This window comes from Pseudobdellovibrionaceae bacterium, assembly GCA_020635075.1.
In the GTDB taxonomy this organism is placed as follows: Bacteria; Bdellovibrionota; Bdellovibrionia; order Bdellovibrionales; family UBA1609; genus JADZEO01.
In genome coordinates this window covers 396,252-418,283 of record JACKAM010000004.1, presented here as the reverse complement: position 1 = coordinate 418,283, position 22,032 = coordinate 396,252, and the positions used below count along the sequence as shown (strand labels likewise).

The 22,032-nt window shown below is 50.1% G+C and carries 19 protein-coding genes; 8 read left to right on the top strand and 11 right to left on the bottom strand.

Going from position 1 to position 22,032, the window contains the following annotated elements:
* Positions 1-2 precede the first annotated feature (2 nt).
* Positions 3-2,315 (top strand): UvrD-helicase domain-containing protein, encoded by a 2,313-nt coding sequence (locus H6624_19370; protein ID MCB9086510.1) that lies wholly within the window; start codon positions 3-5, stop codon positions 2,313-2,315.
* A gap of 13 nt (positions 2,316-2,328) precedes the next feature.
* Here the strand turns inward: H6624_19370 and H6624_19365 are convergent, their stop codons facing one another.
* Together H6624_19365 and H6624_19360 are read right to left on the bottom strand one after the other, a co-directional pair.
* Positions 2,329-2,865: a DUF4442 domain-containing protein gene (locus H6624_19365; protein ID MCB9086509.1), complete on the bottom strand. Its 537-nt coding sequence runs from the start codon at positions 2,863-2,865 to the stop codon at positions 2,329-2,331.
* Positions 2,813-4,081, bottom strand: a complete 1,269-nt coding sequence (locus H6624_19360) for a KamA family radical SAM protein (GenBank protein ID MCB9086508.1) — start codon at positions 4,079-4,081, stop codon at positions 2,813-2,815. Before H6624_19360 ends, H6624_19365 begins: the two co-directional genes overlap by 53 nt.
* A 349-nt stretch (positions 4,082-4,430) precedes the next feature.
* On the opposite strand from H6624_19360, the gene H6624_19355 reads away from it, so the two are divergent.
* A complete protein-coding gene (locus H6624_19355) occupies positions 4,431-5,714 on the top strand; it encodes a hypothetical protein (protein MCB9086507.1) in 1,284 nt (427 codons plus the stop codon).
* Between the two features lie 156 nt (positions 5,715-5,870).
* Here the strand turns inward: H6624_19355 and H6624_19350 are convergent, their stop codons facing one another.
* Positions 5,871-6,683, bottom strand: coding sequence for a hypothetical protein (locus tag H6624_19350; GenBank protein MCB9086506.1), 813 nt, complete (start codon positions 6,681-6,683; stop codon positions 5,871-5,873).
* Positions 6,684-6,891: 208 nt separating this feature from the next.
* Between H6624_19350 and H6624_19345 the strand changes: the two genes are divergently transcribed.
* A complete protein-coding gene (locus H6624_19345) occupies positions 6,892-8,067 on the top strand; it encodes a hypothetical protein (GenBank protein ID MCB9086505.1) in 1,176 nt (391 codons plus the stop codon).
* Positions 8,068-8,172: 105 nt separating this feature from the next.
* Here H6624_19345 and H6624_19340 read toward each other — a convergent pair whose 3' ends face one another.
* The 4 genes from H6624_19340 to H6624_19325 form a co-directional block, all read right to left on the bottom strand.
* A complete protein-coding gene (locus H6624_19340) occupies positions 8,173-9,606 on the bottom strand; it encodes a hypothetical protein (GenBank protein MCB9086504.1) in 1,434 nt (477 codons plus the stop codon).
* Between the two features lie 164 nt (positions 9,607-9,770).
* Positions 9,771-10,481: a co-chaperone GroES gene (locus H6624_19335; GenBank protein ID MCB9086503.1), complete on the bottom strand. Its 711-nt coding sequence runs from the start codon at positions 10,479-10,481 to the stop codon at positions 9,771-9,773.
* Positions 10,435-10,710 (bottom strand): DUF507 family protein, encoded by a 276-nt coding sequence (locus H6624_19330; GenBank protein ID MCB9086502.1) that lies wholly within the window; start codon positions 10,708-10,710, stop codon positions 10,435-10,437. The genes H6624_19335 and H6624_19330 overlap by 47 nt, the downstream gene beginning before the upstream one ends.
* Positions 10,707-11,048 carry a DUF507 family protein gene (locus tag H6624_19325; protein ID MCB9086501.1) on the bottom strand — a complete coding sequence of 114 codons (342 nt, stop codon included), beginning with the start codon at positions 11,046-11,048 and terminating at the stop codon, positions 10,707-10,709. The genes H6624_19330 and H6624_19325 overlap by 4 nt, the downstream gene beginning before the upstream one ends.
* Here H6624_19325 and H6624_19320 point away from each other — a divergent pair.
* Both H6624_19320 and H6624_19315 read left to right on the top strand, forming a co-directional pair.
* Positions 11,047-13,353: a transglycosylase domain-containing protein gene (locus H6624_19320; GenBank protein MCB9086500.1), complete on the top strand. Its 2,307-nt coding sequence runs from the start codon at positions 11,047-11,049 to the stop codon at positions 13,351-13,353. The genes H6624_19325 and H6624_19320 overlap by 2 nt on opposite strands.
* Positions 13,354-13,443: 90 nt before the next feature.
* Positions 13,444-13,815, top strand: coding sequence for a hypothetical protein (locus H6624_19315; protein ID MCB9086499.1), 372 nt, complete (start codon positions 13,444-13,446; stop codon positions 13,813-13,815).
* 66 nt (positions 13,816-13,881) lie between these two features.
* Here the strand turns inward: H6624_19315 and H6624_19310 are convergent, their stop codons facing one another.
* From H6624_19310 to H6624_19295, 4 genes are all read right to left on the bottom strand, one after another.
* The gene (locus H6624_19310) at positions 13,882-14,370 is read right to left on the bottom strand and encodes a hypothetical protein (protein MCB9086498.1); all 489 of its coding nucleotides are present in this window, start codon (positions 14,368-14,370) and stop codon (positions 13,882-13,884) included.
* Positions 14,367-14,858, bottom strand: a complete 492-nt coding sequence (locus H6624_19305; protein MCB9086497.1) for a hypothetical protein — start codon at positions 14,856-14,858, stop codon at positions 14,367-14,369. The genes H6624_19310 and H6624_19305 overlap by 4 nt, the downstream gene beginning before the upstream one ends.
* 182 nt (positions 14,859-15,040) lie before the next feature.
* On the bottom strand, positions 15,041-15,700 hold the full coding sequence (locus H6624_19300; protein ID MCB9086496.1) for a hypothetical protein: 660 nt from the start codon (positions 15,698-15,700) through the stop codon (positions 15,041-15,043).
* Positions 15,701-15,814: 114 nt separating this feature from the next.
* A complete protein-coding gene (locus tag H6624_19295) occupies positions 15,815-17,113 on the bottom strand; it encodes a hypothetical protein (GenBank protein MCB9086495.1) in 1,299 nt (432 codons plus the stop codon).
* Between the two features lie 463 nt (positions 17,114-17,576).
* On the opposite strand from H6624_19295, the gene H6624_19290 reads away from it, so the two are divergent.
* From H6624_19290 to H6624_19280, 3 genes are all read left to right on the top strand, one after another.
* A complete protein-coding gene (locus H6624_19290) occupies positions 17,577-18,803 on the top strand; it encodes an HNH endonuclease (protein ID MCB9086494.1) in 1,227 nt (408 codons plus the stop codon).
* A 628-nt stretch (positions 18,804-19,431) separates the two neighbouring features.
* Positions 19,432-20,349, top strand: coding sequence for a hypothetical protein (locus H6624_19285; protein MCB9086493.1), 918 nt, complete (start codon positions 19,432-19,434; stop codon positions 20,347-20,349).
* Between the two features lie 178 nt (positions 20,350-20,527).
* On the top strand, positions 20,528-21,868 hold the full coding sequence (locus tag H6624_19280) for a radical SAM protein (GenBank protein MCB9086492.1): 1,341 nt from the start codon (positions 20,528-20,530) through the stop codon (positions 21,866-21,868).
* Positions 21,869-22,032 lie beyond the last annotated feature (164 nt).

The following is a 22,032-nucleotide window of genomic DNA, read 5'->3' as shown; positions in this document are numbered from 1 at the left end:
AAATGGAGCATGAAATATTTTCAGGGTACCTCAATCCCTCCCAGGCCGAGGCCGTCAAGGCCATCGAAGGCCCCCTATTGATTTTGGCGGGCGCTGGGTCGGGGAAAACCCGGGTCCTCACCTACCGAATTGCTCAGCTTATCGCCCTGGGGGAGGCCACCCCTAATCAGATTTTAGCCGTCACCTTTACCAACAAGGCGGCCCGGGAGATGGAAGGGCGAACCATTCAGCTCTTGAGTGATGTGGGAATTCCCGTCTACGAACAAATGTGGATCAGCACCTTTCACTCGATCTGCGCACGTATTTTGCGCGAGGATATTCATCACCTGGGCTATCAGCCCTTTTTTGGCATTTACGACGATGCCGATCAGCTGAGCATGATCAAAAAAGTTTTGAATGCACTCAACATCAACGACAAGGTTCATCCGGCTAAAGGATTCCAAGCGCGCATCAATCAAGCCAAGCAATTGGGCCTATTGCCTGATCAGGTGGGTCGGCGCAAGGGCTTCTTTATGGACGACAAGAGCCTTGAGGTTTACACCCGCTACGAAGTGGAAATGGAAAAGGCCAACAGTCTGGATTTTGGTGATCTTCTGCTTAAGACCTACATTCTCTTTCGCGATTACCCTGAGGTCTTGGCTCGTTACCGGGACCGGTTTCAGTACATTCTGGTCGACGAGTATCAGGACACCAACCACATCCAATATTTAATTGTGAAGATGTTGGCTGAAGGGCATCGCAACTTGTGCGTTGTGGGTGACGAAGATCAAAGTATCTACAGTTGGCGGGGTGCCGACATCACTAACATTTTGAGCTTTGAGAAAGACTTCCCGGAAACCAAAGTCGTTAAGCTTGAGCAGAACTACCGCTCATCCAAGACAATTGTCTCTGCAGCCAGTGCCATGATCCAAAACAACGATCTCCGCAAGAATAAAACCCTGTTCACCGACAACGATCAGGGCGAAAAGATCACTGTCCGCGAAGAACGCAACGAGTACGAAGAAGCCCGCTACGTGGTCGAACGCATTCAGGGAATCATGGCGGCAAGGCCCGATAAGTCCTATCGTGATTTCGCTGTCTTTTACCGCACCAATGCCCAATCGCGGGTGTTGGAAGATCTCTTGCGCAGCCATAGTGTGCCTTACAAACTTGTCGGCGGCATGAAGTTCTATGCGCGCAAAGAAATCAAAGACCTGATTAGCTACATGAAGGTGTTATTGAACCCGGCCGACGATGTTTCTATCAAAAGGATCATCAATGTCCCTGCCCGGGGGATTGGTAAGACCACCATTGAAAAGGTGGAAACCGTCGCCCTGGATCGCAATATCTCCTTTTACGATGCTTTGGAGTGGGCCGCCGAGCAACGAATCGTCCACGCTGGAGCCTGCAAAAAGCTGCAGAATTTTCGCTTTCTCATGGATAAAATGCGGGTTGAAATGGGCGACATGACCGTGGCCCAACTCTATCACTTAGTCCTTGATAGCACAGGATACGCCATTGCGCTTAAAGATGAAAACACACCCGAGGCTCAGTCGCGTCTGGAAAACTTAGAAGAGTTGGACAATGCCATTCGCCAGTTTGAACAGGAACGCGGTGACGAGGCCTCTTTACAGAATTTCTTAGAGGAAATGGCCCTGGTCTCAGACGTGGACCAAATGGAAGATGAGGAGAACTCAGTCACCTTGATGACTCTTCACGTTTCCAAGGGGCTGGAATACCCAGTGGTCTTTATTGTTGGCATGGAAGAGGGACTCTTTCCCAGTGGACGGGCCTTTGAAAATGAAAATGAAGAAGCCATGGAAGAGGAGCGCCGCTTAGCCTATGTGGGGATCACCCGCGCACGGGAAAAGCTCTTTCTGACCCACGCCCGCACTCGAAGGGTCTGGGGTCAGGAGCAAAGTCATCCGCCCAGTCGCTTTTTGTCAGAAATTCCACGCGAATTTATTGAAACCACCAGTAGTGTTTCCAACCAGGATTTCCTCAATCGCTTTCGCGAAAAATATGGGGAACAGGAGTTCACAACCTCACGACCGGCCACCCGACGTAGCCCTAAATCCCCTTACAGCGGATCAAAGATTCCCAAGTCAGATCCATTTCCCGACTATGAAGGATTTAGTGACACGGATGAAGAGGCGGAAGCTACACCAACCCAGCAGTTGGCTAAAGGGATGCGCGTGCGCCATCCGACCTTTGGTGACGGTTCCGTATTTGCGGTTGAAGGACATGGCGAAAACCAAAAGGTCAGCGTGCTCTTTCGCAGCTCACTGACCAAAAAGTTCGTGGTTAAGTACGCTCGCCTACAGATACTGGCTTAGAGATCCTGGCCGTTTACTTTTTCTTCAGCGACAGAGTGAGAACAAACTTGGCTACTACTTCGTCTGAAATGGACGGAACCGTGGCGTAGGCCTCAACCGGCAGATGAACCCTTTCGTCCCCTTCGGCGGCCTGGCGAACCAACTCTTCAATTTCAGCGCCCTTGTCGCAAATAAAATGAACATCGCCTTCAGCGCGCTTGAGATACTCGGCCTTGAAGTCTTTAAAGATCAGCTGGATATTTTCGTCAAAGCTTTCCATGTGTTTCAAGGCGAGTGTTCCCACCACTAGGTCGGCTCCCACGGCCAATGCACCAAAGTACATGGAGCCCAAATGGTTTTTACTTCGATAGTTCAATGGAATTTTAATTTCCATTTTGTCGTCCGAAGACCACAGAACACGCGGCGACAAAAAGGCAATCATCGGCACCTTCCATAGAGTGAAGGCCGTCAGCTTTAAAGTGTCTTTGATGTTTGGGGGAACAAAACCCCAATAGGTTTCAACACTCGAGAGGACTTTGTCCTTTAGATCGTGAATTTGCTGATTCAGCATCATGGGGCGATCTCCTGTTTTTCGGTAATCCATAGGGGGCGTGACGAATGGTGTTCCATTCAGCAATGTACTGATCCACGTCCGAAGGGGTCAACATCTCCTGCAAATCCGGACTTACGTACTCCGACCCAAATCCATCCCATCCCCTGTAAGTACGCGTGACTCCCTGCCTCCCCACCTCAAAGTCGGGAACCAAACTGACTTTTCCCCCACCCCCGGGGATGTCTAACGAAAGATTGGGGAGAGCCAAACCGGAAAGCCGCCCCCACAGTTCGCGTTGAATGTCTTCTGATTGCTCCACCGAAGTTTGCAAGTGGCGGGTACCTTCAGAGGGATCGCATTGAAACATGTAATAGGGCTTCACGCGCAAATATAAAAGCCTTCGGGACAGAGCCTGCACAATGGCTGGATGATTGTTTACGCCATTCAAAAGAACCATTTGATTCATGACCGGAATACCGTGATCCACCAGTAAACCCAGGGCCTGGGCAGCCTCGGCCGTCAGCTCGCGGGGATGATTAAAGTGAACGAGAAAAAATACCGGGGATGACCGTCGAATGATTTGAACCAATTCTTCCGTGATGCGCATAGGATTCACAACAGGAATACGCGAACCAATACGTATGATCTCCACATGGGGAATCTGGCGAAGATCGGAAAGAACCTGATCTAGGCGCGAGTCCGACAAGGTCAAGGGGTCTCCGCCACTTAAGATCACTTCCCGGATCGAGGAGTGAGACTTGATATACTCCAAGGCCTGCACATATTCCTCGCGCTTGGGAAATACCTGGTCCTGACCCGTAAAGTGCTTTCGTGTGCAATAGCGGCAGTAGACACTACAGAAGTCGGTGACCAAAAACAAAACCCGATCCGGGTAACGGTGAACGATCCTCTCGACCGGACGGTGGCGCCTCTCCCCCAAAGGGTCCTCTAATATATAAGGACCAGAATCCAACTCCAAAGAATGAGGCATTAGAATCCGCCTGATGGGGTCCAAAGGGTCGCTTGGATTGACCAGACTGGCGTAGTAGGGGGTCACGCGGATGCGGAAGAGTTCATGGAGCTGGGCAAAGGCCAGCTCTTCTTCCGCTGACAAAGTAAAGTGGGCGGCAAAGTCCTCTTTGGACTCCAGGCAGTTTTTCATCTGCCATTGGGGATCGAGCCAGTCCTCTGGGCTCACGTGGGCAAATGGAGTTGTGGGAGCAAATGTCAGCATGAAAGGCCATCCTCAGTGCCCGTGTTCATAGCCTGGAAAGCCTCTCCCCTCAATGCTTTCCCCAACCATTTCACGTTCTTACCTATCAGCTCCGCATTTGCGGCACACCCCCCTGTTAGGATTTTGGTCAAAGCTAGGGGCTTGAAATAAGGGGCTTTTAGCGAATGCTTGAAAAGCCTCTGTCACCAGAGCAACACTTGAGAAAACCAGGCTTAGTTTTGCGAATCATCAAAAATACTCTGATTTCATGTAGTTACCAGTCGTGCCAATTTGGAAGGGAATTTGGATTAGGTTCTAGTGACACTGGTGGATCCAGTGGATGGATTCTCGGTTACGAGAGGAGATATGTATGAAAGCCCGGCTCAAGAAAAACCTAGGGCTAAAACTATTGTTGTTCATGCTGCTCGGCTTGAACATGTCCTGGTTTCACGACTTTGTATCGGAGCCAGGAAGCAATACGGACTTGGCCTCTGAAACGGCTAACTCCTATAGTTATGACCGCAATGTTTCGGCACCCAGTGGAGATAGTCATAAATGGAAAGCCAATATCACCCAGGTCACACAAACTCGCACTGACGTGTGGGGCAATGTCGATCCTGAAGGCAAAACTGAAACCGCCTACAAATGGTCGGCCCGCCTTGAAGGCTGCTATGGCTTAAACTGTCGTATTAATTCACCCGGTCTGATCCGCGCCAAAGACCTTGGTATGTCAGAGGCTGACTTTAACAACAAAACCAATATTGAAGCGGTCTTGGCTCGAATCCAAGAAAAGTACGACCCTGAAATCGACACCGCCACCGGTAAACGCATTGACGAGGCAAAGGCTGAAAAGAAAAGACAGGAAGAAGAAGCTCGCGAGGCGGCTTTGGAAGAAAAGAAAGAAAAGGAAATCGCTGCCTGTAAACGCAACGAAGAGGGCGATACTATTAGTGGCTATGAGGCCCTCTCTTGCCGCGCCCGCAAACTTGGCAACCGCTCCGGTGAAGAGCTGGATCTAGAGTTCGCCGACATTGCCGGTGAGATTCGCGCCTACTTGTCTAGCAGTGATCCCCTAGAGCGCAAGCGTGGAGAGGCTCTGCTTAAAGCCATGGGCACTTCTGGTTACTCCCGCTCCATCAACGCTCAACTTAGAGCCATGCGGGCCGGCGCTGCTTACTTGGATCAATACACCACTGAGATGCGGACCTTTATGACGACCACCAACCCCATGATTAAGCAAATGTCTTTAGGTAAACTCACTATGCTCAACCAACGCTATCAGATGGATTCCTATGGTGTGGCTTTTAACCCTGATGCGGCCACTGAGTTTAGCTACTGGCAAGAGGCTCTGGATCGAAATCTCCAGGCGATTGTGACGAATCCAAGCGCCACTAACCTTCCCGGATTCAGCGGCAGCGGACTGGGCCCGGCTTTGCCTGGAACTTTGAATGTGAATAATCGATTGTTAAGAGGAAATACAGCAGACGTATTCTACAACCGTGATCAGTGGTTTGGTGCTCAAGTCACAGCTCCACAAAACTGGCAGCAGTACTTGACCGTCAACCCTTACGTCAACCAAGGCGGACGTACCAACGGCCTGACGATCCCGCAGATCAATCAGCGGGTTACAGGTGCAGGATTGAGACAGAATTGATTTTTAGACACTAAAGATACTCATACAGACCCAATTGCTTCATACGTACCCCTCCAGCCGGCCCTGCCCACCCAGGGCTGGCTTTTTTTTTCAAACTTGCCTACTTAAATATTCAGCCACAGTTCTGCGGGTTAACATGTAAGTAGGCCAGTGCTTTCAGGGAGACTCACTCGCCGCCGGAGGCTCGGAGCTCTCCTCCTCCTCGGGTTTGTCTTTGTTCTCTTGCTTTTCTTTGACGCCAAGAGCTTCACCAGTGGTCTCGACTGCCTTTTTGATTGGCTGGGTAACGACGGTGTCGACGACGTCAACGGAGGTCTCGAAGGTCTTTTTGATGGCTTTACCCGTGACTTCGGCGGTTCCCTCGCCCAGGCCCTTTAGTTTCTCAGCGAAGTAGTCTACCCACTTGTCTAACTTGAGACCCAGAGACACAAAAGCCTGGCTCCAAATGGCTTCGTCGTGGCCGTATCCCACCCGAACTTCAAACTTGAGATCCATCCGCTCATGGACGGCTGTTGTCAGCCCATAGCCAAGGCCGTAGGTGAAAGCTTCCTTATTGCGAATACTGTCATGAAAATTTTCAAGACCCGCATAAATACTCACGGAAGGAGAAAATGCGTCAGGGAAATTCACAAACTGCCAGCGGAGACCGGCGAGAGCCACACCTGTCGTCAAACCATCAGAGCCGGCGATGCCGATAACGCCATCAAAAAACTGCTGGCAGGTTTGGCTCTTGGAGAACACGCAGCGGCCCAGGTGAAAACCCATCAAGCCGCCGACCCAATACATATTGCGGTTCTCCCACATGGAACCTATATCGAGGAAGTACTCCCTATTTTGTGGGGCGTAGGTCTGGAAATGAGCCCAGGATTTGCGCCCAGCTCGACCGGCACCGAATTGCTCAGCCACAGTGGATGGGGCTTGGGAGGCAGATGCCATCTCACAGAGTGCCATCAATAACAAAAAAGTCATTGTCACACTCTGGGGCCACTTCCTATTCTGATTCCGGCGGTTGCTCGTCGATGCCATAGGGGCATTATCCCCCATTCCCATCGGTTGGGCAGCACGGAGATGGCTTCCAGGCTGTAAGTCCGTATGGATGTGTCACCGTGCAACAAGCCGAAGGCTACCACGGCGAATTTTTGTTTTCATTTTCGCCCATGCTGAGGAAGAGAGCTGAGTGAAAAGCTTGAAATCAATTTTCTATTTTCTCGGTGGAATGGCAGTGGCCTATGTCATTTGCGAAGCCCTCGCTCTGCTCGTCCTGTGGATATTTCTTGGCGCCCCACCCTTTAAGTATCTGGAGCTAATCAAAAGGCACGAGAGTACCGCCGCCTTTGTGTTCTTCTCCTACGATTGGAAACCCCATCCCTACCTGGGGTTTAAGAGCCAGTATGAAGCCCCAGGACTGCCTGAGATCAGCAAAGAAAAACCAGCCGATGAATACTGGGTAGGTGTTTTTGGAGGAAGTCTGGCCTTTATGTATGGCCGAGACCGCGATGCCATGCAGTTGCTGGAGAAAAGACTCAGTGGCTTGGATTTTACCCATGGAAAAAAAGTTCGAGCCTTCAACCTTGGACATGGCGGCTACAAGCAGCCTCAGCAGTTTCTTCTTTACTCCCTCTATGGCGAAAACTTAGATCTTGTCATTAACATCGAAGGCGTAAATGAGACTTCTGACTTCTCTCTCGGCGGCCCTTTTCCTTACGAATACCCACTCACTACATTCCGTGATTTCTATAGATCGGGACCGGGACGGTGGCAGATTCTCAGTGGGCAAGTCCTCGTGAGATTGATTCACGATCTCCACTTTGGATATCTTTCCTTTGCCAGTCTACAAAACAGCCCATTAATTTCTCTTCTAGTGGTCACTGTTCCCAAAGTGGCTCAACCTCTGTACTACAAACTGGAAGACTCTTTTCGCCAGACTTATCGCCGAGCCCATCCAGATCTCAAACAATACGGTATCGACATGGCTGATGAGATGATTCGCCCCTGGGAGAGATATGTGACCATGCAACACCAAATTGCCGAGACGCGGAACGCTCCCCTTTTTGTGTTTCTGCAACCCAATCAGTACCTAGCAAACACTAAACCCTTTAGCGAATGGGAAAAGGCCAATATTTTTGCCGGCCATCGCAGCCTTTTTGGACCGGTCTACGCCAAAATGATCGAAAGAGGGCGTCAGCTTCGCGAGCAGGGGCTGCCAGTTTTTGACCTCGCCCAAGTCTTTGCCAATGAAACCCAGGACATCTATATCGACAACTGCTGTCACATCAATGCCGAAGGAAATCGGCTCCTGAGCGAAGAGATGGCGCGAATCATTAGTGAGTTCATGGCGACCAAGAACCCATAAAAAAACCCAGGGGTTTTACCCCCTGGGCCTTGCTACCACCAATCTAGATGATGTTTTCACGTTGTGTTTCTAAGCTGCCGGACGAAGATGCATTCGAGATGCATACTAGAAGCTGATGGCGGCTTTCGTCGATAACCCATATCCAAATTCTGCATCGAAGGAACCTCCCCCTTCAAACGCCTTTCCAGGCATGAGAAGTCCCATCTCTGTAGACCAAACCACTCCTTTTTTAGGAGAATAACTCAATTCCACGTCTAGTTCATAGCCCAGATCTTTATCAACATCGACTCCAAGAATGGGGTCTTGGTTGAGAAATCCAGCAATCAGAGTGGAATTCACCTCCCAATTGTCTTTCCACGCGTACTTCAAGTAGGGTGCAAAATAGATCACGTTACTAATGGCCTCAGTATCTGCGCCGGAGATCGGCACGGTGCCTGCGCCACTACCAGCCAGAGAAGTGCGCAGAAAGTCAGCTTGTCCGAGAGGATGATTAAACATCAAGAAGGCCACATCGTAGTTTTTATCGAAGATAAAACCCTCAAACTTGTCGTCGGTGGTGGGATCATCACCGCTGGCAATTCCAGCCAAAAATCCATAGCGAGATTTCGAAGATTCAGGACGATATTCAAATTCCACTGCTACGCCAAATCCGGACATGGAAGTGTTGCCACCGGCTGCGGTCTCAACACCGGTTTTTCCACCTTGAATAGAGGCTTCAACACCGATGCGCATGTTTTGCCGATCGCGAATGGCGTATAGGCTCGTGGTCTGCAAATCGAGCTTGCGACGAGCACCGGAGGCACCACCAAAGGGCTCACCAGGAGCCGTTCCCTTTGGAGCATCGTTACCTGAATCGTTGGCCTTACGAGTGGAATAAAAGATACCCATTTCCAAATCAGTTTCAGGATTTTCATACTGAAGCTGAATCATGTACTCAGTAACATCATCCGCCCGGTTCAAGGCATCTTCATCAATCTTGGCCATCATCGGTAATAGATAAAGGTTGCCGAACATCATTTTGTAGCCAACCAGATCACGAGTATCAAACCAGTGATCCCACAAGCCTTCACCGGCGTTGTAAGTGGCGCCCAAACCAAAATGCAGAGGAGCACGGCCAGCGATGAAGGCCCCATGTTCCTGGACATACGTCATATATAGTTGAGTCACTTCCAGGTTCTCGGATTTTTGCCTCTGCGCGAGCGCATCGGAATCGTTGGCATTAGTTGCTGCTCCACCGATGCCGCTACCAAAGACCTGACCCATTTGCGAATTGGCCAAGGCCACATCAGATGAATTAAACAGATCAAAGCGACCATAAATAGTCAGGCCATCACCGGCGACAATCTTGGGCTTCAAGACAAGATGATGAAGACCATAGTCTTTTTCTCTATCGTCACCAGAAACTTCTGAGTTAACAATGTGATAGCCTTCAATGCGGTAGATCCCTGTCCAATCCAGATCTGCCGCTTCAGCTTTCATCAGGAACAAGCCACTGAGGGCTACCAATAGCACGGATGCAAAAAGCGCTTTGCGTTTCATCTTAACCTCACGCGCAAACGCCACCAGACTAACATTCCGGTGACTTCAGTCAAACAAAAGGCTGCCTTGCCATACATTACAATACAATAGGTTTTTGACATCGGGTGTGCTTAGTTTTTCAGCACAAAGCACACCCAGAGAAATGAACACTGGACCTTTGTCCATTAAGAGTTTTTCACTCCCAACAGATCGCCTTCTCGAAGCACGAGCACTGTGACTCCATTCATCTCAAAGGTCATTCCAGAAAACTTGGGAAACAACACCCGATCGCCCACCTTCACATCCATGGGGCGAACTTTGCCTTTGCGGTTTTGGTGACCTCGCCCAATGGCAACCACAGTTCCCATTTGCGGTTTATCTTCCACCGTCTCAGGAATGTAGAGTCCACCGGCGGTGCGATCTGAATCACCGGTGACCTGTACCAAAAGGCGATCATCCAAAGGCGAGAAAAAATCGTCCCATTTCACCAAGGGCTTTTTTGCCGCTTTTGTTGGCATCGCCATAGGACGTAGGTTTTTACTCACTGGTGTGGCCGTTTTAGTGGTCTTAGTCACTTTGCCCGATTTTTTCACCGTTTTCTTAGCCGCCGCTTTCGCCGGCTTCTTCCCAGTCTTTTTTACCGGTGTTTTCGCTGCCTTTTGGGCCGGCTTTTTTGCCGCTTTCTTAGTTGCAGCCTTCTTCGCTGGTTTCTTTGCTGCCTTCTTTGCGGCTTTTTTAGCGGGCTTTTTCGCCGCTGATTTCCTGGCTACTTTTTTTGCCGGTTTCTTTCCGGCTTTCTTGGCAGGCTTTTTTGCCGCCGGTTTTTTTTTGGCGACTTTCTTTTTCTTCTTACTTGTTGCCACGACGAACCATCTCCTCTTCAAAGTATTTTCCATACATGACATCCCACTCTGGGCTGCCTTCAGTCACACCACGCTTGAGGCTTGCCACCTTTTCCCGGGCAAAAGCATCGATGCTTTCACATTCGGCGACAAAGGCCACCACTGCCTGCTTAGCAAAGCGCATAGCCATTTCATCATCTTCGTAATCAACGAGATCATCATTCCACAGGCCGTCCACCACGATATGGGCCAGGTGGGATTGGCGCTCTTCTGATAAAATCACAGAATAATTCCTTTCTCCTTGGCCAACCGCTTTTTCAGCAGTGGGAACATTTTAAACCTTTGGAAGGATCCAGGGTTTTGTCTCTCCAGGTCATCCATCATCTTGTTGACCTCTTCATCCAAACCCCGCTCCCGTTCAAAGTCGGCGCGGATGATTTCCACTGCCCGGCTGAGAACCTTGTCCTCGTTTTCCTTATAGGTGATCTGCTTCTGCTCTTCGAGCTTTTTCAGGATCACCTTTGCCAATCGACTCATTTGTTTGTCTGTCATTTTCATGCCTTTGACTAAACGGACACCCCGACCTATTGTCAATGAGAAGTTCTTCAGGAAAAACGCCATGAAATTACCGCCACGCCTTAAAAAAGTTCTCTTGTTCGCCCTCATCTTGCTGACGCTTGTAGTTGTACTGATTGCCGGCTGGGCCTTTAAGTTGGACAGGGACATTCAGGAACGTATTGCCGGAGACTGGTTTCTCCCTCCGATTGAAATCTATTCGGCCCCGAGTCGACTGCGCATCGGGCAGGCCCTTTCAGCCCAACAATTCACCACCCAGCTTCAGCAAATGGGCTTGCGAGAGAGGGCGGCCCACCAGAAGCTTCTGGAGGGCGACTTTACCCGTTGGGACAGAGAACAATGCCAAGCCCATCTCTCTGAGGAGTTGGCCGAAGAAGTGAGCGCCTGTGTCACGTTTTATTTTAACGAGGACGGGGCCGACCATGCCCGACTTTTGCTCGTTGGCTTTAGCGACGAAGACAAAGTCGCCGCTCTTTACGCGGGACAACCCCTAGTAGCACAAAAGATTATTGAACTAAAGCCCCACCTGTTTGCCCAGTTTTACGGCGAAAAGCCGATATTGCGCCGGGTTCTGCAAATCAGTGAAATCCCTCTTTACTGCTTGCAGGCCGTCACCGCCATTGAAGACAGTGACTTTCTGGTTCACCACGGCGTGAGTGCCGCCGGATTGTTTCGGGCATTGGTGAAAAACGTTACCAAGGGCCGCTATGCTCAAGGGGGCTCCACCATCACTCAACAGCTCGTCAAAGTTTACTTCCTGACCAGCAAAAAGACCCTCAAACGTAAAATCACCGAAATGATGATGGCCCTACTGCTGGAGGCGCGGATCGAAAAAGATAAAATTCTGCAGAATTACCTGAACGCCATTTACATGGGACAAAACGGCCCTTTCCAGGTCGTAGGCTTTGGAGCCGCAGCTCAACATTATTTTCGCCAACCACTGGAAAATTTGGATCTCCCTCAGTGCGCCCTACTGGCCTCAATTGTGAACAGCCCCGGCCGCTTCAACCCATTTACCAAAAGGGAAAACGCCACCAAACGGCGAGAAAAAGTCATTAACCGAATGCTTGAACTCAACATGGTGACCAAACACCAAGCAGAAGCTGCTTTGGCCACACCACTCCCTGACCGACCACCACGCCTACTCACTGAACCTGCACCTTACTTTGTTCAAGCTGTGGAAAGAGAAATCGAAAAACTCGGTATCGATACGGCTAACGGGCTTAAACTTTACACCACGCTCGATGTGACCGCTCAAGAAGCTGCACAGGTTTCAGTGGCCAGCCAGCTCGACAAACTGGAAAATGGTTTCAAATCTTTGCTCGATAAAAAAGCCCAGGGCAAAGATCTTCAGGCCTCTTTGATTTCTGTGGATGTGGCAAGTGGCGAGATCATTGCCTTAGTTGGCGGTCGCAGCTTTAAGCGCACCCAGTACAATCGCGCCATCGATGGTCACCGGCAGGTGGGCTCGATCATGAAACCATTTGTGTACTTAACAGCCCTTGAATCTCGCACTCCGGAAGGCGACTCTTACAATCCTCTCACACCTATAGAGGACGCCAACTTTACTCACAAGTATGAGGGGCAGAGTTGGTCGCCGGTGAATTACGAAAAAGAATTTATGGGTACCATCCCACTTATGACGGGGCTTAAAAACTCCATCAATGCGGCCACGGCTCGCCTAGGTCTCGACGTCGGCCTTGAGGCGATTATTGATGTGGCCAAGCGAGCCGGCATTAAATCAGAAATCAAACCTCTACCTTCACTCACTTTGGGCTCTTTCGAACTCTTTCCAATGGAAGTGGCCGAAAGCTATTCGACTTTGGCGCGTATGGGATCTCATGTGACTCTCTCCATGCTTCGCCGGGTGGAGGACCTCGCTGGCAAAGTCATCTACGCAGTTGAGCCGCAAGTGGAACAGGCTTTTGCACGAGAGAATGTCGCCGTCCTTGTCGGCATGATGAAGCAAACCGTATTGGCAGGAACGGCTCGCTCTCTCGCCTACCGCGGATTCCATTTTCCGGCGGCAGGAAAAACCGGCACCACTAGTGATTCCAGAGACGCCTGGTTTGGTGGTTTCACTCCCGATGTTCTCACTGTGGTTTGGATCGGTTATGACGACAACACTTCCCATGGATTAACTGGCGCCTCGGGTGCGGTTCCCATTTGGGCTGATTACATGAACAAGGTGGCTCCCCGTTGGCCCAAGCGAGACTTCGATTGGCCCGAAGGAACGGTGGTCTTTCCCTATTCGGTTGAGGAGTACAACTCTCACCTTGCTAAACCTGAAGACCTGCCCATCAGCGAATTTGAACTGGTCTTTCGGGAAGGCGAACAACCCGGACTTTGATAGGTACCAAGTACCTTTTCCGGGCCCTTAGGCCCGGAAAAGGTACTTGGTACCTAAGGCCCCCGGTTTGATACACCGATAGGTAAGCATATGAGTGTGCGACTTATCGGTCTGGTGCTGGCCAGTCTCATCTCAATTTGCGCTTTTGCCAATGAGGAGTTTTCGGGCGAACAACTTCAGGGCATGGTTTTATCTTCTGGTGATATTCCCGATGATCTGCAGCCTAAGCCCAAAGCCATTCCTAAAAAGCTTCCCACTAAACGTGGTCCCGCTGCCTTCTCTGCCGGCTATCGCATCATCAGCAACAAGTGTCCCGTCTATCGCCACCCCAACCCCATGAGCCCTCGCATTGGCACTCTCGCCAAGGGCACCCGCATTTGGCTCGAAGGTGTTGACACCGACTGGACCCGCGGCTTCCGCCGCCGCAAATCCATTTACGTTCCCTCTGATTGCTTGAAGTAGATTTGTCTCAGGATAGCTTGGCCATATCTACGCAGGTAGACGCATATTCGGAACCTGGCACCTAACTCACGCTAATATCAGGCCCTCCAAATAACTGGTCATCGTCTGGTCGGCTTCCTCCGCTTTTTCCTTCAACTTTTTGTATGCATCTGGGTGAAGCCTAAAAGACTTGGTCACCCTCTTGTCTTTGACCGGTCGAGTTCTTTTATCTGGTAGATCAAAATTGGCCCACCGATACATATCCCTGTACTTGAGCCCCTTGTAATCGGGCCCATCGGTCTGCTGTCTTCTGATTTGCTCGACAATGCTGGATAATTCCTTAGGGAGCTGATCCAGCCCTTTGAAGGTCTTCGGAAAGTGAATCAAGGCTGCTGGGAGCACTTCAAGGATTCGAGGTTCAACATTATTGCCCGCCCAAAGCACATCTTTGATGGCCAATTTCACCCGAGCCCTTGGCTGAATGTCCTCCCGATTGGTCTTCAAAAGATTTTTGGCGACAAGAAACCCCATGGTCTTCAAGAATCTGGAATCTCTCTGTCTTTCTTTCAACTTCATGATTTGAATTCCTCCGGATCACCACCATATTTGACAATGGCCTCCTCCAATCCATCCACATTTCCAAGTGCTTCTTCGATCAAAAACCGATTCTTTTCAGGTGCCTTAATTGCTTTGCTCACCAAAGTGAAAATGGGGTCCTGAAAGGTGACCCGAGTATCCGGCAAATCCAAAAACAGGTTAAACCTTGAATTAGGCGGAATCCAAATCTTCTCCGGCTCGATCTCAAGTTCGAGCCTATGACTTCGCAAAAGATCATTCAGTTTTTTCTTTACTAGATGCTCAGATCGAACCAGTGCATCCAGATCAAATGTCTGAGCAAGATTCAACTTGGCCGACACCTGATCATCCAGAAACAAGCTCGCCTGACCCAGAATCACAATCTCCACTTTAGGTAGCGCAACCCCACCATCAGACCGACGGCGCTCGTTCTCACCATCGATGAACCTATCCAACTCAGTGAAAATCTCTTCCAATAACTTCTTCATATCCACTATGATAACATCTAAATATATAATGTCAATACACCATATAAATAGCTAGAAATACTATTTTTTTTGTATTATTTACTGTCTGCTCAAGACCCTAGGAAAGGTCGAGCCCCCTAAGTAGCGAGGACCAGTTTATAGATGGGGTAGAGTGACCCCGTGGCTCAAAAGTGCGTCCATACCTACTGTAGTGGCCGTGGCATCGGAGCAGAAAGGTCTACCTTTCCCTTTACATTAAACCAAACAAACGAATTCTTAGGATACTCTTTTCCATCCAAGACCAAATCCTGCTTCAACTCTACATACCAGAGCTTCTGATCCTCATGGCCCACTGGTGGAGCAAAACCGAGCACACTGCCTCCAGGCCAGGTATATCCGCCAGAGGAGAAATCACCGGTAATTTTGACTGATTCGAGATGAACCTTACCGAAGTTTGAGAACTCAAATCTCTTACCGGGAACCCCCTTTATTCTCTGCTCTTCTGGGAAATCAACGGAAATGATTTCGGCATCCATGCCTGAAGTAGTGAACGTTGATCCTTTGGGCCACTTTATACCATACTTGTCAACCGGCCTTGCCAAGGTAAATCTAATACTATCGGAACCAAAAATTCCCGATAGGTCAAGAATGTCACCAGGCAGGAAGTTAGGGATACAACGTGGTACTCCGTCAGACATCCATGGTGTACAATGCTGGCATTCCATCCCCCAGCTAGACTTTTCCTTTTTTAACTTGGCTCCATCACATGGACCTAAAAACGATTCCCCCATTGAAAAAGAAGGCAGCCCAAACATTAAAAGAAAAACTGATAAACCACCCTCTACTAGCTTCTTACTCGTCATCTAACTGTTCTCCGGTGAACGTAGTGAATCTGCGTCTACCTGCGCAGATATGGCCAAGCTATGCTTAGCCAAATCTACGCAGGTAGACGCATATTCGGAACCTGGCACAAAATCCTAGCACATACAGGGGTAGGAATTAGTTGAATTAATGAAATACCATTCCTCGCCCTTGCCGATGAGCAACCCCTGATGGATTCCGCACTTCTCCCCATTAGATTGGCTGACAAAGTAGGCCTGAAACCCGTCAGCCTGAAACGAATCCAAAACTGCAAGACCGTTTTCCAGATACACATCCTTGATTAGAAGGGCTCCGTAGGCATATTTCAGGGTGTGAACTTCGCCCCCTTCTCGGATTTTCGCGACAGCATCCGCATTGAGTGATGAAAGCGGGGTTCGCTTTATTAGGCTTGCAAAACTGGTCCCATATGTACCGTATAAATGGTAGAGTTTTGCACCCTTTTCCGACGAGTACCTGTAGGCACCAGAAGGCTTGTAAGGTTTTATCGATGTTCTGCCGAATACTCCCTCCGTCGCAAAGAGAGCACCCTCAGTGTTTCCACCAACGGGCAAATACCTGGAGACCTCGTAACATGTTTCGGACACTATGAGTTCAAAACACCGGTATCCCACGCCATGATGGATCGCCCAACCGATTCCTTTCGGGCCGATCGTCGTGACAACAAGGCCTCCTGTATAGCCATAGCTACCACCGATGTCTACGTGGTGTTGACCTTCAGGGGGTCGGCCCTCTCCCGCTGAGTATTCTCGCTCAATCCTTAAGAAAGACTTCTTTAGATCGCTTACGTCGAGACGAGACCGTCTGGGGCCATACAAATGAGTTGGCACTGGGTCACTAACTTTAAAAGCATGTAGGACTTTCCCTGATTGATCTAGCACAACCAAGGCCCCTTTAGGAATCTCAACCAGGTCCTTGGTCATCGTTGGCTCGTCAAGAACCGCGGTCTTAATCTCTCCCCTGGAATACAGCATAGAAGTGTGGCCCTGCGAAATCTTCAAACCCCTATAGGCAAGAGGGCTTCCCAGCTTTACTGAAGAGAATTTATCGCCAATAAACTCAATAATGCTTCCCTTCGGAAAGACCAGGTGCTGGCTTTTGACCGATCTTTTCAAAGTGACTCTAACAGAGGAGGGATCTAATTGCGCAATCTCACTCACGGCAGAAGGAAAAACTGGCAGACATGACTCATTAGATGACGGCTTCGTTTCACTATAGGGGTTATAGTTTGGCGGAGCCGATCTTATAGTAACCGGTATGCAGTCCTTTTTTTGACCAACCTCCCCGTTCGGAACTTTCGACGAACCCTCGGTTCCAGTGGCAGAAAAGCCAAGAACCGTCACGATGAAAAAAGCTGATAACCGAGCCGCCATTACTCCTACTCCACGGATTCTCAAAATGAATTTACACAGGGTCTCAATAACACCGATAAACTATTTAAGTTAACATTTAAGCATACCTCCAAGAGTAATGCATCGGTTTATCAGAGGTACAGTTTGTAATGAACCGCATTGAGACACACCGCAAGCGGTGTGCAACTGGACACGCTCACGGAAACGATACTGGTTACTCTTTACGGTTTACCGATCGCCGGTTACGGCTCTTGGCTAACGAAAACAATTCAGATCTTCTCAAAAATATTTTAAACATTGGTATTGACGCATTTTTTGTCTTCGTAAAACGCCCAACATTCACTTTTATTCGCGGTTTTGATTTTTTCCTCTCATTCTCATCTCGAACCCCACAATGCCTTTCCTGGTGCGACTCCCAGGCGATTTGATCTGCGTTAGGCTCGACCCTGGAAAGCAGGTCGAAAAACCTGTGCTATAAATCTCCTAGTCCTTTCCAGGGGGAATATTCTTGCAGACCCATAGTCCTTTCGAAGATCACCTGCCTCAAAATGTTCGTAAAATTCATCGGGAAGCCCTGCAAGCCTCGGCCAGATATAAAACGGCTGAAATTGACCTCATCAACATATTAGACCAAGTAGAGCAAAACCGGGTTTACCTTCGCTATGGTTACAACTCTCTTTTTCAATATGGGGTCCAATGCCTGGGGCTCTCGGACGGCGTGGTCTATGCTCTGATTGCTGTGACTCGTAAATCTCGCGAGGTTCCCGAACTGAAGGAAGAAATTAAACAGGGCAGACTTACGGTTTCAAAGGCCAAACGAATCACTTCGGTGATCACCAATGAAAACAAAACCCAATGGCTTGAATTAGCCAAAACCTCAACCCAATCCAAAGTGGAGCGGGAAGTGGCAAAGGTAAACCCTCAGGAGGCTCGCAAGGGGAAGATGACCTATGTCCACCCGCAAAATGAGATCCAGGAAAAGGTGGCCATCCAGCAACAACCGACAGCTGTTCGGGTGCAACTCCAAGTCGGAATCTCAGAAACACTGATGATTAAAATTCGCCGGGCTCAGGACCTCATGAGTCAGAAGGCCCAAAAGCCAGCCAACTTGGAAGCAACCTTGGAATCCATGGTCGATTTGTTTTTGGCAAAGCATGATCCACTGAAGAAAGCGGAACGGCAAATTATTCGCGGAAAGCTCTGCCAAAAGAGATTGGATGAAAAAACCCAAATCGCGATTGAGATTCAAGCGGCCTCTGTGGCAGGCCACGAGGACCAAAGATCAACCGAACCCTCAGTGGCCCAAACATCCATCGAGCCCTCAATAGCCCAAACCGCTCCTGAACTCTCCTTAAGGAGAGTTCCCGAAATGACTGCGTCAACTGAAGGGCCGAAGAAAGACCAAAGAGATGGCAAGACTAGAACCTCTGCGGTTTCTGAGGGACCGTATAAGTTGAACCGCAACACGCAAATTCAGGCCAGGTCCATGACGAAAAAGGCAAAATCTAAACGAAGACCCGTACCGGCCGCCACAAAGCACCGAGTGATGCTGAAATTTGCGGGTCAATGTAGCCATGTCAACCACCAGGGTGAGCGATGTCGGGAAACTAAATTTCTGGAGATTCATCATCTGAAACCCATTGCCCTTGGAGGAGGTGACCACCTAGAAAACCTGACTCTGCTTTGCTCGGGACATCACCAAGCACAACATCTTTCCGGCCCCTTGCCCGGCTAGGTGGCAGAAGTCAGTTTATAGATAGATGTGCCAAGGTGGTCGGCAAGGCAGAATTCCCGTTTGCGTAACCTGTTGCCAGTAACCCGTAACCCGTAAACGTTTCCGTGGCCGTGGCCGTGGCTGTGGCCGTATCAGTGTCTGTTTCCGTGTTCGTGCCCGCGTCCGGGTACTGGGTACTGGGTACTGGGTACATGTTTTATCATTTAAGTCTCCGTTGTGAAGTGAGTTGGTCTTTACCCGAAGGGAGGACAACGAACGTAACAAAGGAGAAAACCTTTAACGGCTACGAAAACTGTCACGACAACGTTTACGGGTTACGGATCACTGGTTACAGAGAATAGTGGGCCAACCACTGCCACAAACGAAAACGGATCACGGTACGGATACCGAAACCGGCACGGTAAACGGACACACTCACGGAAACGTTTACGGATCACTGGTTACAGACCACGGGTTACCGCCACCGGCCTCAGCTACCCCCCTCCCTCGTGCCAATTTGCGGAAGCCTGTAAGCTTTCTGACTCCGGAGACCGGCCTCCTATCGTTATATCCGATCTGAGAGGGGATTCGAGCCCGAGATGTCGGCATTGGCTTTGTAAGGTAGTGCCTTCAGCGGAGGACTTTGTTGATGAAAAATCTGATGGCGATTGCCCTAATTTTGACCTGCTTTTTGGCCACAACTCTGATGGTGGGTTGTGCCCCCTCTGGCAACGACAAGAAGGCGCGCATCCGCAAGGGTCGCGGCCTAATGAACAAAACTACTCCCCAGGGGCAAAAGCAAACTCCGCAACCGGCAGCAGCTGGTGCGACAACAACGCCTGCGGGAGCAACCGGCACTCAACCCGTCGCCACCAGCCCCACTGCTGGAGTGACTACTGATCCTGCCGCCACTGCGATGACCAATCTTGCTGGAGCCGACAACTCTGCTGATAAACAAATCGACGAGATCATTGCCGATCTCAACAGCTCCTCCATTCCCCAGATTCACATCAAGGATATTCCTGTCGGCACTTACAGCTTGTCGCGAGTGGTGAGCACCATCATTCATACCTCAAATTCCTACCGCGCATTGCTTTCCGCCAAAGTGAAAATGGTGGGTGACCCGGCAAAACCCGGTCTTGAGCGCGAAGTGTTTTTGGCTAACAACAAATCTCATGGTAGCCCCAGCCCCCTATCCGCGGCTGCCGTGATCCCGTTCGAATTGACCAAAGAAGGTGACTACCAACTCAAATTCAATCAGACCTTCTACTACAATATGGAAGTCCCCAGTGGCGACGTCGGCAATATCCTCGTTCATGAGGGGCCACCGGCAACAGCGGCCCAACCCCTATTAGCTTTGGATACGACCTTTCTTGATGTGACATCTAACGCCTATGTGGGACAGGCCAACACTCCGGAAAAGGGCTATCGGGTTTTTATCCGTTCTTCGGGTAACGGCGAGATTCGCTTTCTGATCGAAAACCCGGCCAACAGCGCTGAGGGCTATCGCTCCATCGTTTTGATCTTCACCAAGTCTGCGGAAACCACGCCAGGTACCGACACTTAAGGATGGTGTCATTTTGACACTTTTCGTCCCTGGGTAGGTAAAAAATGGCGCCAGTTAAGGGGCTCACCCATGAGACTGGTGGCCTAAAACCCTAATCATTTCGATCTGAAGGAATCTGGTCACCTTTTGACTCTGGCAGAATAATTGCTCTCTGTTGGGACCGAACCAGGGGACTCACGTGAACTTACGGCGTTACCAAGACATTGTAGCCTTTAGAGGGCCCACCGGCCAGGTGATGGGATTTAACACCCAAAACCTGGAGATCGCCACTTTGGACGAAGAAGCTTGGGAAGCCATGAACGCTTCCGATCAGTGGGAAACCACAGCTCACCTGGAGCTGAAGCGCTGGAGTCAAGAGACCGGCCCTCTCGCTTCTCAGACCAACCCAACAACCCACACCATTCGCGAATTCTCTTTGAACCTGGCTCAGGTCTGTGACCTACGTTGCACCTACTGCGGAGCCGATGGTGATGGCACCTATGGTTCCGGCAAAGCGCGCGCTGATTTGGACATTGTAGAAAAACAGCTACGCTTTTTTATTACGCGACTGAGCAGGGGCGATGTGTTTCGCCTGCAGTTTGTGGGCGGCGAACCTCTGCTTTACGCCGATGAGATGAAGAAGATTGCCCAAAGAGCAACTGAACTTGCCAGCGCCCAAGGCGTGGAGATTCAATTCTCCCTGGTCACCAATGGTACGCGCGTCAGTACGGCTGTGGCTGACTTTTTGGCCGAACAAAATTACCAGGTGACCTTGAGCCTCGATGGTGATCCCAAAGTGCAGGATCGTCTCCGCCCCACACGCAAGGGTGGAGCTTCGTCTCCTGAAGTGCTGAGAGGCCTGAAAGAGCTTTTACGCGTACGGCAGGGACTGCGCTCCCTGCATGTGAATGCGGTGATGGGCTCCCATCACCTGGATATTTTGGGAACCTATTCTTATTTGCGCCAGTTTGATTTTGATCTCTACAATTTTGGCTTTGCAGCCGGTGATGATGACCACAAGGCCTCGCCCATTTACCTGCGGGAAATGGCGGTTTTGGCCGAACGGGTCTTCCGCGCCGATGGCATCAATGGCCTGGCTCGCATTCAGCCCTTTGGCAGATTCCTTCGCGCCTTAGATAGTGGCCATCCGGTCGAGAATTTCTGTGGCGCCGGAAAGAGCTTTATTCACGCCGATACCAGTGGAGGTCTTTACGCCTGCAATTGGTTTTCGGGTGACGAGAAAGAAAAACTAGGACAAGGTGACCGCCTGGATGAATCCAAGCGCCAGGAGTGGTCTGAAGCCTTAACCGCCCGGCACGACTGCCAGACCTGCTGGGCCAAAAATCTCTGTGGGGGCGGTTGTGCCTCGGTCTTTCGCACCAAGACCGGCCAGACCAACCTGCGGGATCATTACTTTTGTGATCGCATTCGGGGGTTAGCGGCCCTGAGTGTTCAGTATTTAGCAATGGAGTTAACCAAGTCTCAGCAAAGTAGGGGGTCCTATGAAGCACATAAAGAAGTTAAACGCCAAGTCTGGTGAAGACACCAAGGGTAAAGGCGCAAACAGCGACGGCTCTGACAAATCATCCGTCATCAAAAGTGGTCCTAATCCGGGTTGTATCCCGCTGGGAACCTGAAAAGAGGAAGTTGATTGAAGCTATTTAGATTGGCACAAAAGCATAAAGAGTGGTTGATTCGTATATT

What these genes read in the sequence shown, in the direction of transcription:
- H6624_19285 (MCB9086493.1), top strand. Translation starts at nt 19,432, where the DNA reads ATGAAAAATCTGATGGCGATTGCCCTAATTTTGACCTGCTTTTTGGCC.
- H6624_19335 (MCB9086503.1), bottom strand. Translation starts at nt 10,481, where the DNA reads ATGGAAAATACTTTGAAGAGGAGATGGTTCGTCGTGGCAACAAGTAAG.
- H6624_19310 (MCB9086498.1), bottom strand. Translation starts at nt 14,370, where the DNA reads ATGAAGTTGAAAGAAAGACAGAGAGATTCCAGATTCTTGAAGACCATG.
- H6624_19320 (MCB9086500.1), top strand. Translation starts at nt 11,047, where the DNA reads ATGAAATTACCGCCACGCCTTAAAAAAGTTCTCTTGTTCGCCCTCATC.
- H6624_19350 (MCB9086506.1), bottom strand. Translation starts at nt 6,683, where the DNA reads ATGACTTTTTTGTTATTGATGGCACTCTGTGAGATGGCATCTGCCTCC.
- H6624_19300 (MCB9086496.1), bottom strand. Translation starts at nt 15,700, where the DNA reads ATGACGAGTAAGAAGCTAGTAGAGGGTGGTTTATCAGTTTTTCTTTTA.
- H6624_19365 (MCB9086509.1), bottom strand. Translation starts at nt 2,865, where the DNA reads ATGCTGAATCAGCAAATTCACGATCTAAAGGACAAAGTCCTCTCGAGT.
- H6624_19305 (MCB9086497.1), bottom strand. Translation starts at nt 14,858, where the DNA reads ATGAAGAAGTTATTGGAAGAGATTTTCACTGAGTTGGATAGGTTCATC.
- H6624_19325 (MCB9086501.1), bottom strand. Translation starts at nt 11,048, where the DNA reads ATGGCGTTTTTCCTGAAGAACTTCTCATTGACAATAGGTCGGGGTGTC.
- H6624_19355 (MCB9086507.1), top strand. Translation starts at nt 4,431, where the DNA reads ATGAAAGCCCGGCTCAAGAAAAACCTAGGGCTAAAACTATTGTTGTTC.
- H6624_19370 (MCB9086510.1), top strand. Translation starts at nt 3, where the DNA reads ATGGAGCATGAAATATTTTCAGGGTACCTCAATCCCTCCCAGGCCGAG.
- H6624_19340 (MCB9086504.1), bottom strand. Translation starts at nt 9,606, where the DNA reads ATGAAACGCAAAGCGCTTTTTGCATCCGTGCTATTGGTAGCCCTCAGT.
- H6624_19360 (MCB9086508.1), bottom strand. Translation starts at nt 4,081, where the DNA reads ATGCTGACATTTGCTCCCACAACTCCATTTGCCCACGTGAGCCCAGAG.
- H6624_19315 (MCB9086499.1), top strand. Translation starts at nt 13,444, where the DNA reads ATGAGTGTGCGACTTATCGGTCTGGTGCTGGCCAGTCTCATCTCAATT.